Raw genomic sequence first — 494 nt, forward strand, 5'->3', positions numbered from 1 at the left:
ACTGCCAGGGGACGATGTTGGCGTGGTGTTCAAGAATAGTGAGTATTATCTCGTCGCCGGGAGAAAGGAGCGGTTTCACGTAACTTTGCGCTACAAGGTTAATGCCTTCCGTCGTACCGCGCACGAAAACGATATTGTCTTTTGACGGGGCGCCTAAAAATTTCGCCGTCGTCTCACGCGCGGCTTCGTAAGCGTCCGTCGCGCGGGCGGCAAGCTCGTGCGCCCCCCTGTGGACGTTTGAATTTTCGTGCCTGTAAAAATATGAGATGCGTTCTATCACGGCGTTGGGCTTTTGCGTTTTAGCTCGCGCGTCGCGTAATCAAGAAGTTCATGTTCGTAGGCGCTTATGTTCGCTATCCCTATGCCCGAAACATAATCAAGAGCGGCGCCTAAGCCCACGGCGTCGGCGATATTGCCCGTTCCCGCTTCAAACTTGGTAGGCGCGGGATTGTAAATCGTGCGCTCAAAGGTTACGTCCTTTATCATGTTGCCGC

The 494-nt window shown here is 53.8% G+C and carries 2 protein-coding genes; both read right to left on the reverse strand.

What is annotated here, in order from left to right:
- Positions 1-280: aminotransferase class V-fold PLP-dependent enzyme (locus tag ACYVTD_RS16335; RefSeq protein ID WP_461248725.1), on the reverse strand; the 280-nt coding region annotated here is incomplete at its 3' end.
- Positions 277-494: aminotransferase class V-fold PLP-dependent enzyme (locus tag ACYVTD_RS16340; RefSeq protein ID WP_461248726.1), on the reverse strand; the 218-nt coding region annotated here is incomplete at its 5' end. The genes ACYVTD_RS16335 and ACYVTD_RS16340, both read right to left, overlap by 4 nt.

The organism is Treponema sp. R6D11 (assembly GCF_054786075.1).